16 protein-coding genes and 1 riboswitch are annotated in these 14,791 nt (G+C 55.2%); of the genes, 8 read left to right on the forward strand and 8 right to left on the reverse strand.

Annotated elements, in window-relative coordinates:
* Positions 1 to 8: 8 nt before the first annotated feature.
* On the forward strand, positions 9 to 1,166 hold the full coding sequence (locus EGT74_RS02370) for a Gfo/Idh/MocA family protein (RefSeq protein WP_123844932.1): 1,158 nt from the start codon (positions 9 to 11) through the stop codon (positions 1,164 to 1,166).
* Between the two features lie 10 nt (positions 1,167 to 1,176).
* Positions 1,177 to 1,905 carry a 3-keto-disaccharide hydrolase gene (locus tag EGT74_RS02375; RefSeq protein WP_123844933.1) on the forward strand — a complete coding sequence of 243 codons (729 nt, stop codon included), beginning with the start codon at positions 1,177 to 1,179 and terminating at the stop codon, positions 1,903 to 1,905.
* 100 nt (positions 1,906 to 2,005) lie between these two features.
* Here EGT74_RS02375 and EGT74_RS02380 read toward each other — a convergent pair whose 3' ends face one another.
* The 3 genes from EGT74_RS02380 to EGT74_RS02390 form a co-directional block, all read right to left on the reverse strand.
* On the reverse strand, positions 2,006 to 2,740 hold the full coding sequence (locus tag EGT74_RS02380; RefSeq protein WP_123844934.1) for a DNA alkylation repair protein: 735 nt from the start codon (positions 2,738 to 2,740) through the stop codon (positions 2,006 to 2,008).
* Positions 2,741 to 2,745: 5 nt separating this feature from the next.
* Positions 2,746 to 3,333 carry an SRPBCC family protein gene (locus EGT74_RS02385; RefSeq protein WP_220392794.1) on the reverse strand — a complete coding sequence of 196 codons (588 nt, stop codon included), beginning with the start codon at positions 3,331 to 3,333 and terminating at the stop codon, positions 2,746 to 2,748.
* Between the two features lie 147 nt (positions 3,334 to 3,480).
* Positions 3,481 to 4,350: a polysaccharide lyase gene (locus EGT74_RS02390; protein WP_123844935.1), complete on the reverse strand. Its 870-nt coding sequence runs from the start codon at positions 4,348 to 4,350 to the stop codon at positions 3,481 to 3,483.
* A gap of 164 nt (positions 4,351 to 4,514) precedes the next feature.
* Positions 4,515 to 4,587: riboswitch (Fluoride riboswitch) on the forward strand.
* A 38-nt stretch (positions 4,588 to 4,625) separates the two neighbouring features.
* On the opposite strand from EGT74_RS02390, the gene EGT74_RS02395 reads away from it, so the two are divergent.
* Positions 4,626 to 5,888, forward strand: coding sequence for a voltage-gated chloride channel family protein (locus EGT74_RS02395; protein WP_123844936.1), 1,263 nt, complete (start codon positions 4,626 to 4,628; stop codon positions 5,886 to 5,888).
* 4 nt (positions 5,889 to 5,892) lie between these two features.
* Here the strand turns inward: EGT74_RS02395 and EGT74_RS02400 are convergent, their stop codons facing one another.
* Positions 5,893 to 7,089 carry an exo-beta-N-acetylmuramidase NamZ family protein gene (locus EGT74_RS02400; RefSeq protein WP_123844937.1) on the reverse strand — a complete coding sequence of 399 codons (1,197 nt, stop codon included), beginning with the start codon at positions 7,087 to 7,089 and terminating at the stop codon, positions 5,893 to 5,895.
* 104 nt (positions 7,090 to 7,193) lie between these two features.
* Here EGT74_RS02400 and EGT74_RS02405 point away from each other — a divergent pair, with 104 nt between their 5' ends.
* Positions 7,194 to 7,601, forward strand: a complete 408-nt coding sequence (locus tag EGT74_RS02405; protein WP_123844938.1) for a nucleoside deaminase — start codon at positions 7,194 to 7,196, stop codon at positions 7,599 to 7,601.
* Here the strand turns inward: EGT74_RS02405 and EGT74_RS02410 are convergent.
* The 4 genes from EGT74_RS02410 to EGT74_RS02425 all read right to left on the reverse strand — a co-directional run bounded on the left by EGT74_RS02410 (position 7,585) and on the right by EGT74_RS02425 (position 10,265).
* Positions 7,585 to 8,124, reverse strand: coding sequence for a hypothetical protein (locus EGT74_RS02410; RefSeq protein WP_123844939.1), 540 nt, complete (start codon positions 8,122 to 8,124; stop codon positions 7,585 to 7,587). The two genes, EGT74_RS02405 and EGT74_RS02410, sit on opposite strands and share 17 nt — an antisense overlap.
* Before the next feature lie 97 nt (positions 8,125 to 8,221).
* Positions 8,222 to 9,448, reverse strand: coding sequence for an RNA polymerase sigma factor (locus tag EGT74_RS02415; protein WP_123844940.1), 1,227 nt, complete (start codon positions 9,446 to 9,448; stop codon positions 8,222 to 8,224).
* A 6-nt stretch (positions 9,449 to 9,454) separates the two neighbouring features.
* On the reverse strand, positions 9,455 to 9,913 hold the full coding sequence (locus EGT74_RS02420; protein WP_123844941.1) for a DUF1569 domain-containing protein: 459 nt from the start codon (positions 9,911 to 9,913) through the stop codon (positions 9,455 to 9,457).
* Between the two features lie 10 nt (positions 9,914 to 9,923).
* On the reverse strand, positions 9,924 to 10,265 hold the full coding sequence (locus EGT74_RS02425) for a YciI family protein (protein ID WP_123844942.1): 342 nt from the start codon (positions 10,263 to 10,265) through the stop codon (positions 9,924 to 9,926).
* A gap of 284 nt (positions 10,266 to 10,549) precedes the next feature.
* Here EGT74_RS02425 and EGT74_RS02430 point away from each other — a divergent pair, with 284 nt between their 5' ends.
* From EGT74_RS02430 to EGT74_RS02445, 4 genes are all read left to right on the forward strand, one after another.
* Positions 10,550 to 11,041, forward strand: a complete 492-nt coding sequence (locus EGT74_RS02430; RefSeq protein WP_123844943.1) for a DinB family protein — start codon at positions 10,550 to 10,552, stop codon at positions 11,039 to 11,041.
* Between the two features lie 181 nt (positions 11,042 to 11,222).
* On the forward strand, positions 11,223 to 12,629 hold the full coding sequence (leuC, locus tag EGT74_RS02435) for a 3-isopropylmalate dehydratase large subunit (RefSeq protein WP_123844944.1): 1,407 nt from the start codon (positions 11,223 to 11,225) through the stop codon (positions 12,627 to 12,629).
* A gap of 28 nt (positions 12,630 to 12,657) precedes the next feature.
* Positions 12,658 to 13,254, forward strand: a complete 597-nt coding sequence (gene leuD, locus EGT74_RS02440; protein ID WP_123844945.1) for a 3-isopropylmalate dehydratase small subunit — start codon at positions 12,658 to 12,660, stop codon at positions 13,252 to 13,254.
* Positions 13,255 to 13,287: 33 nt separating this feature from the next.
* Positions 13,288 to 14,781: an alpha-isopropylmalate synthase regulatory domain-containing protein gene (locus EGT74_RS02445; protein ID WP_181954726.1), complete on the forward strand. Its 1,494-nt coding sequence runs from the start codon at positions 13,288 to 13,290 to the stop codon at positions 14,779 to 14,781.
* The last annotated feature ends 10 nt before the right edge of the window (positions 14,782 to 14,791 follow it).

Raw genomic sequence — 14,791 nt, forward strand, 5'->3', positions numbered from 1 at the left:
CACACAACATGAGCCAGAAAAAACAACTCAACATAGCACTGATAGGCACGGGATTCATGGGCCGGACGCATTCCAACGGCTACCGCCGCATCCCGAATTTTTTCCCCGACCTGCAATACCAGCCGGTACTGAAAACCGTTTGCTCCCGCAACGAAGAAAAAACCCGCGCATTCGCGGAACAATGGGGATATGAGAAAGTGGAAACCGACTGGAAAAAGGTGATCGCCGACAGCAGCATCGATGCGGTAGACATCTGCACGCCGAACGATACGCATGCCGAAATCGCCATTGCCGCCGCCGAAAGGGGCAAGATGGTGCTCTGCGAAAAACCGCTGGCGCGCACGCTGGCGGAATCGAAAACAATGGTGGAAGCCATCGAAAAAGCCGGCGTGGCCAACACGGTATGGTATAACTACCGCCGTCTGCCCGCCGTAACGCTGGCCAAACAGATCATCGACTCGGGCAAGCTGGGCCGTATTTTCCATTACCGCGCCAACTTCCTGCAAGACTGGACGATCAACGCCAACCTGCCCCAGGGCGGCGCCGGCCTCTGGCGCATGGATGCGGACGTAGCGGGCTCCGGCGTAACCGGCGACCTGTTGTCGCACTGCATCGACACCGCCATCTGGCTCAACGGCAGCATCAGCAACGTAACGGCCATGACGGAAACGTTCGTGAAAGAAAGAATGCACCAGCTCACCGGCAAGGTGGAAAAAGTAAAAATCGACGATGCCTGTGCTTTCCTCTGCCGCTTCGAGAACGGCTCGCTCGGCCTGTTCGAATCCACCCGTTACGCCCGCGGCCACAAGGCGCTGTACACCTTCGAGATCAACGGCGAGAATGCCTCCATCCGCTGGGATCTGCACGATCTCAACCGGCTCGAATATTTCGAGAATTCGGACGATTCGCAGCTGCGTGGCTGGCGCTCCATCCATGTGACAGATGGCGAACAGCCGTATATGAACAAGTGGTGGGTACCCGGTTTGGGCATCGGCTACGAACATTCGTTCGTGCACCAGGTGGCAGACTTTTTGCGCAGCCTGGAAAACAACACCCCCTGCTCCCCCACTTTCCGCGAGGCCTACGAAACGCAGGCCGTATGCGAAGCTGTGCTGAGCTCCGCCGCAGCGGGAACATGGGAAAACGTAAACTTTGCGATCAAATAACAACAAGCATATGCTGAGAATCCTCCAATACACGCTGCTGCTGGCCGTTTTACTGCCGCAGCTGGCCTGCGCGCAAAAAGCCGTGAAAATATTCGACGGCAAAACGCTCAATGGCTGGGAAGGCGACACCGAATACTGGCGCGTGGAAAACGGTTGCCTGGTGGGTGAGATCAAGCCGGACAAACCCCTCAAAACAAACAGCTTCATCATCTGGCAGGGCGGCGCGCCCGCGGATTTTGAACTGACCCTGCAATTCAGGATCACCGCCGCCGGCAACAGCGGCATCAACTACCGCAGCGAAAAGCTCAGCGACGTCCCGCACGCCCTCAAAGGCTACCAGGCGGATATCGACGGCGCCAATCGTTATACGGGCCAGAATTATGAAGAAAGAGGCCGTACCACGCTCGCCTACCGCGGGCAGATCGTGACCATTCCAGACACCAAACTCAGCCCGAAAGACGGCAGCAAAGGCAACGCCTGGACGCCCGCCAAAGTAACGGGCTCGCTGGGCAGCGGCGATGCGCTGAAAGAAAAAATCAAAAGCGGCGACTGGAACACCTGCCGCCTCGTTGTGAAAGGCAACCGCCTCCAGCACTATATCAACGGGGTGCTGATGAGCGACGTCACCGACAATGACACGGTGAACGGTAAAAACAAGGGCATGCTCGGCATGCAGGTGCATGTGGGCCCGCCGATGAAAGTGGAGTATAAGGATATAGCACTGAAAGTACTGCGGTAAGCAGTGTTTTCCCGCGATATTTATTTCAACAGGTAACGGGCGAAAGGCCCGTTATTTTTTTTGCCTGCCGCCTGCTGTTGCCCGGCGATGAAGTCCACCGTCAGGCATTTTTCAGGCCCATATAATGCGCTTTTTGCGAGGCGCTGAGGTGCTCGATAGCGTACCGCAGAAAAGTACGGGGCATGGTGGCGGCGTGTTTGCCGAGGAACGCCAGCAGCTGATCCCGGTCACCTTTGCCGGCCTGCCGCACCCAGCCGCCGGCCGCCTTGTGAATCAGGTCTTCCTTATCCTTCAGCAGCATTTCCGCTATCTTGAAAGTATCCGCGCGATCGCGGTGTTTGAGGAAATAACTGGTAGCCACGATGGCCGTGCGCCGTTCCCAGATATTTTTAGAGCGCGCCAGTTTGTACAACACGGCGCGCGGCTTGTCGTACAGGTAACCACCCACTACATACTGTGCGCTGCGGTCTACGAGGTCCCAGTTGTTGATGCGGTCATGCCGGCGGAGGTACAGTTCGTACAATTCCTTCCGGCGGCTTTCGGGCGTTTTTTTGCTGCGCGCCTGAAAGTCCATGATGCTCACCGCTCCCACGCGCGCCTCGTGAATGGGGCTTTCCAGCAACTTTTCGATCTGTGCAAGCGGCATGTCCATCATCTCTTTGGCCAACTGAAACACCTGCCCCATACGCACGCCTATGAACTGATCCCCTTGGCTGTACTCACCTTCGCCTGACTTGAAATAGCGTTGTATTTTTTTCTGTTCGGCATCAGACTGCAGCGCTTTCAAACCTTCCAGGAATTCGGCCGCGGTTAAACGGATGGTTTGTTTCGGCATATGCTTTATTTTTTGCTGAATATCAGGGCCATTTTATCGAGGCATTCCTCCAGCCCTGCTTTCGACATCTCGTAAGTCTGATCGTTCGTATACCCGAACTCTGTAACGGTCATTTCCGTTTTCCCATCCACCGGCCGGAAAGTGATCTTGTGCCGTACGCCGGCTGCCAGTTCCGCCGGCAATCCCATTTTGGCGGGGTCAACGGCCTGACCATCGGCGTCCGAGAAGCGCATGACGAATTCTATCAGTTCCATCGGCACTATTTTATGGTAGTTCCAGGTGTTGTACAGGTCGTGCCCGTCCGGCGTACGCATACATACCAGCGAGGCCCCGCCTTCCCTGAAGTCCATTTTGGCCACCGGGCAGGTAAACACTTTCGGCCCCCACCATTGTTTTACATAACCGGAATCCGACCAGGCTTTCCATACCTCTTCAAGTGGAGCATCGAAGGTGCGGGTCACGATCAGGTCGCGCGTTTTGGAAGTGTCTGTTGTCATATGATTTTGATTTTCAGGGTGAACGATCACACCGCCGGCGCTTCGTTGCCATGCAAACAGATACAGCAGTGTCAGTAAGAGTAACGTCTTTTTCATACGCGGGGTGTTTTAACGGTACAAACGTACGCCCTATTCCCCGTTCCGGGCAGGTGCGGAAGCGACAATATGAAGGGGTGGGTGCGCCAAAAAAAGGCCGCAACACGGGTATGCGTGCTGCGGCCGGCAGTTAATATCGTGCGGGGCCTATTGTATTTTGGTCACCACCAGGTCGTCGTAGTAAATATATCCGTCGGTGGTGGATTGCCAGTGCGCCTGGCTGCCGCCGCGGAAAGTATGGAAGCTGAGGTTGCGGATGAGGCGCTTGCTGTCGTTGGTGGTCCAGCGGATGGCCGTGTCCAGCACGGTAACGCCGTCGATCACCAGTTTGGCCCGCCCGTTGGTGCTGGTGCCGGTATTGCTTTTTACATACATCTGTACCTGGTAGGTCTGGCCCCTGTTGAGGCTGCCGGTGGCCGGGTACGATTTACCGAAGTTGTCGCCGAACTCGCCGGGCTGGTCGCGGTAATACACGTAGGGATGGAAGTACACCCTGCTGCCGTTATTATACCACATCAGGCGCATACTGCCGCCGTTGCCGTCCCAGCCGGGGTCGCCGCCGGTATTGCCATCGCCGATCAGGAAACCGAAACCCAGCTTGCCGCCGCGGCTCCAGTCGAACGCGCTGTGGAACCGGATGCTGAACGATACCTGGTATTCGCTGCCGTCGGAAATGTCCGTGCGGGCAATGATGCCGCTGGCTCCGCCCAACGCGTCTTTAAGAAGCGTCACGCGCAGGTTGCCGTTGGAGATCATCGAGCGGGAACTGTTCCAGCCGGTGATGTTGCCGAAATCGGCTTCGGCCTGCGCCTGCGTATAGGCGGTTCCGTGCGTGTAACTGTCCCAGTTCTCGGAAAAAGAGCCGTTGATGGCGGCGATGGAAATATCCGTCACCGATAGCGTGTTTTCATTTGCAGGAAGCAGTTCATTGTCTGTTACTGCGGGTTTGCTGCAGGCTGCAGCGGATAGTACAAGCAGGATCATGCCTGCTCTGACAGATTTCAGATGATCTTTCATGGTGTGCTGTTTTCATGAACGTGAAAAATTCGGGTTTACCTGGTTATCCAAACAATATTAACTGCGTTATTAATTTAACGAAAAAAACCGGTTCGGGGAAATTGCCCGGCCGGCCGACTTTCCGCCGGTATATAAAAACTCCCCCGATCTCGTTATATTTGTTCCGTAAAAAAGGAAATGGTGTCTTCCTACCTGAACCGTCTTCCTCCCGGAAAGACTGATGGCGCCTACAAAACCAGGGGCTTTGCAAAAGGCCTTCATTTCAATTTGTAGGTATGAAAAAACCAGAACAGGTACACATAGCCGCTCACTTGTTAAAATGGACCGCCATCACCGTTCCGGTAGCGCTTACCGTGGGCTCTCTCGTCGCATTCTTTTTATGGTCGCTCGATGAAGTGACGCAGCTGCGGCAGCAGCGTCCCTGGCTCCTGTATTTACTGCCCGTAGCGGGGTTGCTGATCTATGCGCTGTACAGGTATCTCGGCAAAAACGCCGAAGCCGGCAACAATCTCATCATGAACGAGATCCATGAGCCCGGCGGCGGCGTTCCCTTGCGAATGGCGCCACTGGTGCTGGCCACCACCATCATCACCCACCTCTTCGGCGGCTCCGCCGGCCGGGAAGGTACGGCTGTGCAGATCGGCGGCAGCCTGGCCGGCCAGCTCGGCAAATGGTTCCGGCTGGGGAAAGAAGATGTGCGTATCATCCTCACCACCGGTATCGCCGCAGGTTTCGGGGCCGTGTTCGGTACGCCCGTCACCGGCGCCGTGTTTGCGCTGGAAGTGCTCACCGTGGGCCGCATCAGCCACAAAGCGCTCCTGCCCTGCCTGATGGCCAGCGTGCTGGCAGACGTGACCTGCTCCGCCTGGCAGATACAGCACACCCATTATCACATCGCCATCAACGAAGTGATCAGCAGCACGGTCGACTTTATCCATTTTGACTTCTGGCTCCTGCTGAAAGTGATCGGGGGCGGCGTTTGTTTCGGGATGGCCGGTTATCTTTTCTCCACCCTGTCGCACACCATTAAAAAATACAGCGGGCAGTTCATCCCCGTCAAATGGCTCATCCCTTTCGTTGGCGGCATCGTCATCATCGCGCTGACTGCGTTGCTGGGCACGGATGATTACCTGGGGCTGGGCGTCACCAATCCCGATCCCGACGGCGTATCGATCGTATCTTCTTTCCGCGAAGGCGGCGCCGGTTACTGGAGCTGGTGCTGGAAATTATTGTTCACCGCCATCACATTGGGCATGGGTTTTAAAGGCGGCGAAGTAACGCCCCTGTTTTTCATCGGCGCGGCATTGGGCAACACCATCGCATTGCTCACAGGCGCGCCCGTAGACCTCATGGCCGGCCTCGGCTTCATCGCGGTGTTCGCGGGCGCTACCAATACGCCCATCGCCTGCACTATCATGGGCGTGGAATTATTCGGCGGGGAATATGTACTGTATTATGCCGTGGCGTGTTTTACGGCGTATTATTTCAGCGGCCACACGGGCATCTATGCCGCGCAGCGCATGCAATCCAAAACCTGACGGCTTATTTGTAGAGCAGGTATTTCGTCCTCATTTTTTTGTACGCGCTTAAGCCCGGTTCCCAGCTTTTGCGGATCTCCGCTTCACTTTTACCCGCAATGATCTGTTCCCTGAACTGTTTAACGCCGGCCAGTTTGTTGATGTCGCCGATCTGGGTGCTGTAGGAACGGTCAAAGAATTTTGCTTTGTCCGGGTACGCTTTGTACAGGTCGATCATCCAGCCGACATTGATTTTCCCGGCCTTGCGGAACGGGGAAATATCGAACCGGCGCAGGTCCAGGCCGTAGCAGGCATCGTTCTGGTGCAGCGGCGTTTCGGATTTGCCGGGGATACTCACGGGCGTGAACGTGAAATCGTAGATCCCTTTCAGGCGGGGCGCGCCCAGTACGGTGAAGGGCATGTATGTGCCGCGGCCCTGGCTGAGGATGGTGCCTTCGAACAGGCAGAGGGAAGGATACAATATCACCGATTGCTGTGTATTCAGGTTCGGCGACGGGGCCACGGGCATCTCATAATCCATATCGTGGCGGTAGTTGGCCACCGGTATCACTTTGATCTTGCATTTCATTTTATTCTGCAGCCAGCCTTCGCCGTTCAGCATGTGGGCAAATTCCCCGATGGTCATGCCATGCGTGATGGGAATGGGGAACTGGCCGATGCCGGATTTATTTTCCATATCCAGGATGGGCCCGTCTACATACCCGTTGGGGTTGGGCCGGTCGAGAATGAGCAGCTCTTTACCGAACTGCGCGCAGGATTCCATCACGTCGCGCAGGGTGTTGATGTTCGTATAAAAACGGCAGCCCACATCGGCGATGTCAAAAATCATGATATCGAGATTGTCGAGGTCTTTTTTGGCCGGTTTCCTTTTGTTTCCGTAGAGGGAAATAATGGGAATGCCGGTAGCCTTATCCACTTCGTCGTGCACCTCGGCGCCGTTGCTGGCGTTGCCGCGGAAGCCGTGCTCCGGCCCGAAAATCGCCTTGATGTTCACCCCCAGCGAACGCAGGCTGTCTACGCTCAGCTTATTGCCGATAATGGACGTCTGGTTCACCACCATGCCCACCCTTTTACCTTTGAGGTACGGCAGGTAGGCCTTCACCTGGTCGGCGCCGGTGATGATGCCTTTACTGGAATATTGCGCCGCGCCTACAAAAGGTGTGGCCAGCAGGAGGATGATAACGATCAATCGTATTTGCATGATGATGATTTAAACTGGTTGCAACTGTAGAGACAAACTCAGTGCCATTTACCGTTAACCCCGTACCAAGTTAACCCATTTTCTTTTTCGCCTACCTTTGAAATATGAGCGAACATCATCCATACCTGCAGCGCTGCCTGGAACTGGGCGCCATGGCCGCCGCCGAAGGCGAAAGCCCCGTGGGCAGCCTCATCGTGAAAGACGGGACAATACTGGGCGAAGCCTTCGAAAAAAGCAGGCAGCTCAAAGACATCACCCGCCACGCCGAAGTACTCGCCGTGATGGACGCCCTGGCACGGCACGGCAGCTGCGATGGGGCCACCCTCTATACCAATGTGGAGCCCTGCATCCTTTGCTCCTACGTGATCAGGCATCATAAAATCGGGAAAGTCGTTTTCAGCAGGTATTCCGGCGAACTGGGCGGAGCAGGCTCGCGCTATGCGATCCTGACGGCGGAAGATATTGTAAAATGGGGTAAGGCCCCGGCGGTGGAGGTTATCGCTGATATTTGAGGCGGGTGGACCGGATAATACCCAGAGCTTCGCCGGTGAACCGGTTCATACCAGGTTGCGGGGTTTTCGACAGCAGTTTGAATTCAAACTCCAGCAACTGGCCATTCATGATGGTTGCCACGCGCACCTCCCGATGATAGTATGCAGTCGTATCCGTAAATACAGGTGCAAGTATGGAAAAACTATCCTGGCCGGCCCGGATGATGGTATCCAGCGAAAATTGGGTGTTTGCATCTAAAAGTGTGCAATAATATTTATTGCCGACGTGCACTTCGGCCATGGTTTTCCAACCGCCCGGGCCAGGGGCTGCCGCGCCACTATGCATAATCGTCAATTGGTTCACGGAGTCTTCGGGATAGTTCGAAAAAATAAACCCGCTTTCCAACACTACGGGGTTTGACCGCTGCTGAAAACGGTATTTTATCCGGTCGCTTTCAGCATTGCAACTGTAGTCCGTCCACTGAAGGGTGGTATCCCAACGGGCTGGCATTTCCATCGTTATGTCACCGAGATTGTTTTTCAACGGCACCCTCGTAACGGTTCCGGAAGAACAGGCCTGCAAAACAAGCAACAGTAAAGGGATAAATCGCATATTCAAAATATACAACTTTTTCCCGACCTCACAACGCCTTCAAATGCCGCATTATCACCGCCCGGTCGTGCTCCGTTCTGGCCAATTGCAACGCGGTTTGATAGTGCTCCGCTGCCTTTCCTCCATCCACCCCGGTATAAAGATTCCCCAACAGCGAATGGTACAAATGCGAGCCGGACAGCTGCAATTGCTCGGCCTCCCTGATGGCGGCCGCTTTGCCTTTCACCCTCGACAGCGCGTACGTCCGGTTGAGGGCGGCCACCGGTGAATATTCCAGCATCAGCAGTTTGTTGTACAGGTCGAGTATCTCCTCCCATTTGCCGGGCACCGGCGTTTTCTGGCAGTGCCAATAAGCAATGGCCGCCTCGAGATGGTACCGCGACGCCTGCTGCCCCTGGGCGCTTTGGATCAGATAATAATTGCCTTTTTCTATCAGATCATCATTCCACAATTCGCGGTCCTGCGCCTCATACAAAACATGTTCCCCCGCCGCATCCAGCCGCGCGTCGAACCGGGAAGCGTGGAAACACATCAGCGACAGCAGGGAATTCACCGGCGGGGTGTTGGTTGCCGCATGCTGCAACAGGAAATAACACAGCCGCATCGCCTCCATACAGAGCTCTTTCCGCAGCACGCTGTTCTGCGTGGAAGAATAATACCCTTCGTTGAACAACAGGTAAATGGTGGTGAGCACCGCCTCCAGCCGCTCACCCATTTCTTTTTCCGCCGGCAGGTCGGTGGAGATGTTTTCTTCGCGGAGTTTCTGCCGCGCGCGCAGCAGTCTTTTGTTGATGGTTTCCTTATTGGAGAGGAAAGCCTCCGCGATTTCATCGATCCCGAAACCGCAGAGGATGCGTAGCGCCAGGCCCACCTGCGCTTCTTTGGGAATGGCGGGGTTACATACCACGAAGAGCATCCGCAGCTGGCTATCTTCAATGTTCGGCCCGGAGAGATCGATTGCCGGTTCGGCGGCGCCGGCCTGCGAATTGCTGAGCACGGCGGATACTTTTTCCGCGAACACTTTATTCCTCCGCAGGTAATCGATGGTTTTGTTTTTCGCCACGGTATACAGCCAGGCGGTGGGATTGTCCGGGATGCTCTTCAGCCCCCATGTTTCGCTGGCCAGCAGGAAAGTGTCGTGCACGATATCTTCGGCGACTTCGAGATGGTTGCTGCCGAATAATTTACAGAGTACAGCAATGATCTTGCTGTACTCTGTTTTAAACAAGCGGGGAATGAGCTCCTTTTCCTGCATGCGCTGTTACACACCAAACTGCGTCAGGTGATGGTTGAGGTGTTTGTAGAACAGGTTGTTCCATTGGTTTTTGCTAAGCGCACCGAACGAGTGCGATACTTTTCCCTCGAACGCATGTTCCCCCAGCTCCGCCGTTTGCCGGATGTAGCCGATCAGGCGGGTTTTCTCCCGGTCAAAATCCCGGTCGCCTTTGATGATAAATGCAGGGGCAGTTTGTGCATTCTGTTTGTACGGTTGCGCGCTGGTAACGATCTTCTTCACAAACGACCGGAGGATGAACCGCATCACGAATCCGGGTTTGGGATGATTGTCGTCGTACACCAGTTCGTATTGCACATTGCAATGCGCCAGCATCTGCCCGGCGTTCATTTTTCCCCATTGCGCCGTGGTGCCGGGCTGTAGCAGGTTGATGCGCCTGATTATATCCTGCGCCACAGGTTGGGTGAAGATGTTTGGTAATTCCATGGGTAACGGTTTAGTCCATTTTCATAATATCGCGCACTTCCACATGCCCGCCGGTCAGCAGGATGGGACAGCCTTCTGCAAGCCGCAGCGCCTCATCGATGGAGGCCGCTTTGAGGATCAGGTTGCCGCCGATCATTTCCTTTACTTCGGCATATGGCCCGTCGGTCACCACGTTGCCGGGTTTGAGGGTTTTGCCCTGAAAACCGAGCCGGTTGGTGCTGACGAACTTTCCCTGGGCGGCAATGGCGCCTATCCAGTCGCGCCACTGCTTGATGCCGGCCTGCATCTGTTCAGGCGATACGTCGTGGGAAGGTTGCTGGGGGTGCCGGAAGATGAGCATGAATTCAGTCATGGTAACTGCGTTTAGATTGTTAAAATAATTTGTTTTTCGCTCTTATGACGAGCTTGCTTTCCCGGATTGGACAAAAACAGCGAAAAATATTATTTTTACGATGTCAACTTTCCTTGCTCACCGTAAAAAAGGAGGTTACCATGCACAGCCACATTCACCATAGCGCATCGTTTTAACTGCAAACCCTGCAGTGCCGGTCAGTTGTTTCCCGGGGCAGTTCCCCGGCCGTGCGCGTATTCACCGATCTGAACTGACGGCGATCTTTACTGACTAAAATTCATATCATGACCATTTGCGATTATAACGTCTGGGCCCATGCCCGGGTGTACGATCATTTGAAAACCCTCCCCCCGTTATTGCTGCACGAGCCGGTCAAAAGCGTGTTCCCATCGCTGTTCGACGTGCTGGTGCATGTGTACATCATCGACACGGGCTGGCATGCCGTGCTCACCGGACAGCATGCGGCGGACGATTACGGGACCATCCGCCGGGAAATAGACCGGTTGCTGGGGGAAACGCGGGAAGATAGCCTTGAAGGACTGGCCGCCAGGCAGCAGCAGGTATGCGCGGCGATTGCCGCCATCGCCCGCAGCCGCTCCCTCACGGAAGAAGCCGTGTACGCAGGAGTGCCCATGCAGCTCGGCGAGGTGATGCTGCACATTGCCAACCATGGCACCTACCATCGCGGCAACATTTCGGCGATGCTGCACCAGCTGGGCCACGCCGGCGTGCCCACAGATTATGGTTTTTATTTATACCATCTGCGGAATAAATAACGACTGTCAGGAGGGAGTCTTCAGGCAACCTCCTGATTTTCAACTCAATAAGCTCCAGGGCACATTCCCCCTGCCCCATCCGTCAGTATTCCGGGGATTTTATTAGAGAAAACGTGATAAAAAAGCAGATTTTCTGGATATATTTTAACAATTTTGTAGTTACGTTTATAAAATATAAAAAATGAGCAAAGTACCCGCTACATTATTTGACAAAGTTTGGGATTCACACGTAGTCAGGAAGATCCAGGACGGGCCTGATGTGTTTTTTATTGACCGGCACTTTATTCATGAAGTAACCAGCCCGGTGGCTTTCCTGGGCCTGGAAAACCGCGGCCTGAAGGTGATGTTTTCGGAAAGGACGTTCGCAACGGCCGACCATAATACGCCTACCATCAACCAGCACCTGCCCGTGCAGGACCCGCTTTCCGCCAACCAGCTGAAAGCCCTGGAAACCAACTCTGCCAAATACGGCATTTCCCACTGGGGGCTGGGCAACCCTAAAAACGGCATCGTGCACGTGGTAGGCCCCGAAAACGGCATCACCCTCCCCGGCATGACCATCGTGTGCGGCGACTCCCATACCTCCACCCATGGTGCCTTCGGCGCTATCGCCTTCGGCATCGGTACGTCCGAAGTGGAAATGGTGCTTTCCTCACAGTGCATCATGCAGCCCAAGCCGAAGAAAATGCGCATCAACGTAAACGGCCAGCTGGGCAAAGGCGTTACGCCGAAAGACGTAACCCTCTATATCATTTCCCGCCTCACCACGGCCGGCGCTACCGGTTACTTTGTGGAATATGCCGGCGAAGTGTTCCGCAACATGAGCATGGAAGGCCGTATGACCGTGTGTAACATGAGCATCGAAATGGGTGCCCGCGGCGGTATGATTGCGCCCGACGAAACTACCTTCGCATATATCAAAGGCAGGGAAAAAGCCCCGAAAGGCGAAGCCTGGGACAAAGCCCTCGCCTACTGGAAAACGCTGAAAACAGACGAAGGCGCCGCTTTCGACGCCGAATTCACTTACGATGCGGCGGATATCGAACCGATGATCACCTACGGCACCAACCCCGGTATGGGCATGGGCATCACCCGGCATATCCCCCTCGCAGCGGAAGCAGGCGGCAGCAAAAGCAGCTACGAAAAATCGCTCGACTATATGGGCTTCCATGAAAACGATTCGATGCTCGGCAAAAAAGTGGACTACGTGTTCATCGGCAGCTGCACCAACGGCCGCATCGAAGACTTCCGCGCTTTTGCGTCCATCATCAAAGGCCGTAAAAAAGCCGATCATGTGACTGCGTGGATAGTGCCCGGTTCGCACATCGTTGAGCAGCAGATCAAAGACGAAGGCATCCTCGACATCCTGACCGAAGCCGGCTTCCAGCTGCGCCAGCCCGGTTGTTCCGCCTGCCTGGCGATGAACGACGACAAGATCCCCGCCGGCAAATACGCGGTAAGCACCAGCAACCGCAACTTTGAAGGCAGGCAGGGCCCCGGCGCCCGCACCATGCTGGCAAGCCCCCTCGTGGCGGCCGCAGCAGCAGTAACCGGCGTGGTAACCGATCCGCGCGAATTGATCGCCTAATCTTTTATCAGCAACAAAAACACAAACAATGGCTTACGATAAATTCACCATTTTAAAAAGCTCCGCGGTGCCCCTGCCCATCGAAAACGTGGACACCGACCAGATCATCCCTGCCCGATTCCTCAAAGCCACCGAAAGAAAAGGCTTTGGCGACAACCTGTTCCGCGACTGGCGGTACAACCCGGATAATTCACCGAAGCAGGACTTCGTGCTGAACAACCCGATCTACTCCGGTAAAATCCTCGTGGCCGGCAAGAACTTCGGCAGCGGCAGCAGCCGTGAGCACGCGGCCTGGGCTATTTACGACTACGGATTCCGTTGTGTCGTATCCAGCTTCTTTGCAGACATCTTCAAAGGCAACTCCCTCAACATCGGCATCCTGCCCGTTCAGGTGAGCCCCGCGTTCCTCGATAAAATCTTCACCGCCATCGAAGCCGATCCGAAAGCCGAGATCGTGGTGGACCTGCCCGCGCAAACCATCACCATCGCCGCTACGGGAGAACAGGAATCTTTTGACATCAATTCTTACAAGAAGCATAACCTCACCAACGGGTTCGACGACATCGACTATCTCCAGGCCATGAAAGGCGAGATAGCGGAGTTTGCTTCAAAAAGCATGTACTAAAAAATGCCGGTTGACAAGCGTTATATAGAAATTATGGATACCACACTCCGCGATGGCGAACAGACCAGCGGAGTGTCTTTTTCCCCTTCAGAGAAACTCACCATCGCCCAGCTGCTGCTCACGGAAGTGAAGGTAGACCGTATCGAGATCGCCTCGGCGCGCGTGTCTGACGGCGAACTGGCGGCGGTGAAGGCCATCACCAAATGGGCAAAAGCCAACGGTTTCCTGAACAAGGTGGAGGTGCTCACTTTCGTGGACGGCGACGTGTCCGTACAATGGATGCAGAAAGCCGGCGCTAAAGTGATGAACCTGCTCACCAAAGGTTCGCTCAATCATTTAACGCACCAGCTGAAGAAAAAACCGGAACAGCACTTCGCCGAGGTGGCCGCCGTGATTGCCCTCGCCCGCAAAAAGGGACTGGAGTGCAACGTGTACCTCGAAGACTGGAGCAACGGCATGCGCCACTCGCGCGACTACGTGTTCCAGTACCTCGATTTTCTGACGCAGCAGCCGGTGAAACGCATCATGCTGCCGGATACGCTCGGCGTGCTCATTCCTTCCGAAGTACATGCATACATCACCGAAATCGTGCAGCGCTACCCGAAGGCCCACTTCGATTTTCATGCGCACAACGACTACGACCTCGGCACCGCCAACGTGCTCGAAGGCGTGAAAGCCGGCGCGCACGGGCTGCACCTCACCATCAACGGCATGGGCGAACGGGCCGGTAACGCCCCGCTGGCCAGCGCCATCGCGGTGCTGAACGACTTCATGCCCGGCATCAAAACCAGCGTGGCAGAAGGGTCGCTGTATTCCGTGAGCAAGCTCGTGGAAACCTTCTCCGGCTTCCGCATCCCGGCCAACAAACCGGTGGTGGGCGAAAACGTGTTCACCCAAACCGCCGGCATCCATGCAGACGGCGATAAAAAGAACAAACTGTATTTCAGCGACCTGATGCCCGAACGTTTCGGCCGCCAGCGCAAATACGCCCTGGGTAAAACCAGCGGCAAAGCCAACATCGAAAACAACCTGCAGCAACTGGGCATCCAGCTCTCCGACCCCGACCTCAAAAAGGTCACCCAGCGCATCATCGAACTGGGCGATAAAAAGGAAATGGTGACCCAGGCAGACCTGCCGTATATTATTTCCGACATCCTCGACAGCAACACCATCGAGGACAAAGTGCGGATAGAAAACTATGTGCTCACCCACTCCAAAAATCTCAAACCGTCGGTAACGCTGCGCATATCCGTCAAGGGCGAGCAGTTCGAAGAACATTCCCAGGGCGACGGACAGTACGATGCGTTCATGAACGCGCTCAAAAAGGTGTACAAAAAGCAGAAGCAGGAGTTGCCCGTGCTGACGGACTATGCCGTACGCATCCCGCCCGGCGGCAAAAGCGACGCCCTCTGCGAAACCATCATCACCTGGCGGTTCAACAACCGGGAATTCAAAACCCGCGGCCTGGACAGCGACCAGACCGTATCGGCCATCAAAGCCACGCAAAAAATGCTCAACTTAATCTGATTCAATTATC

This window comes from Chitinophaga lutea, assembly GCF_003813775.1.
Taxonomy (GTDB): domain Bacteria; phylum Bacteroidota; class Bacteroidia; order Chitinophagales; family Chitinophagaceae; genus Chitinophaga; species Chitinophaga lutea.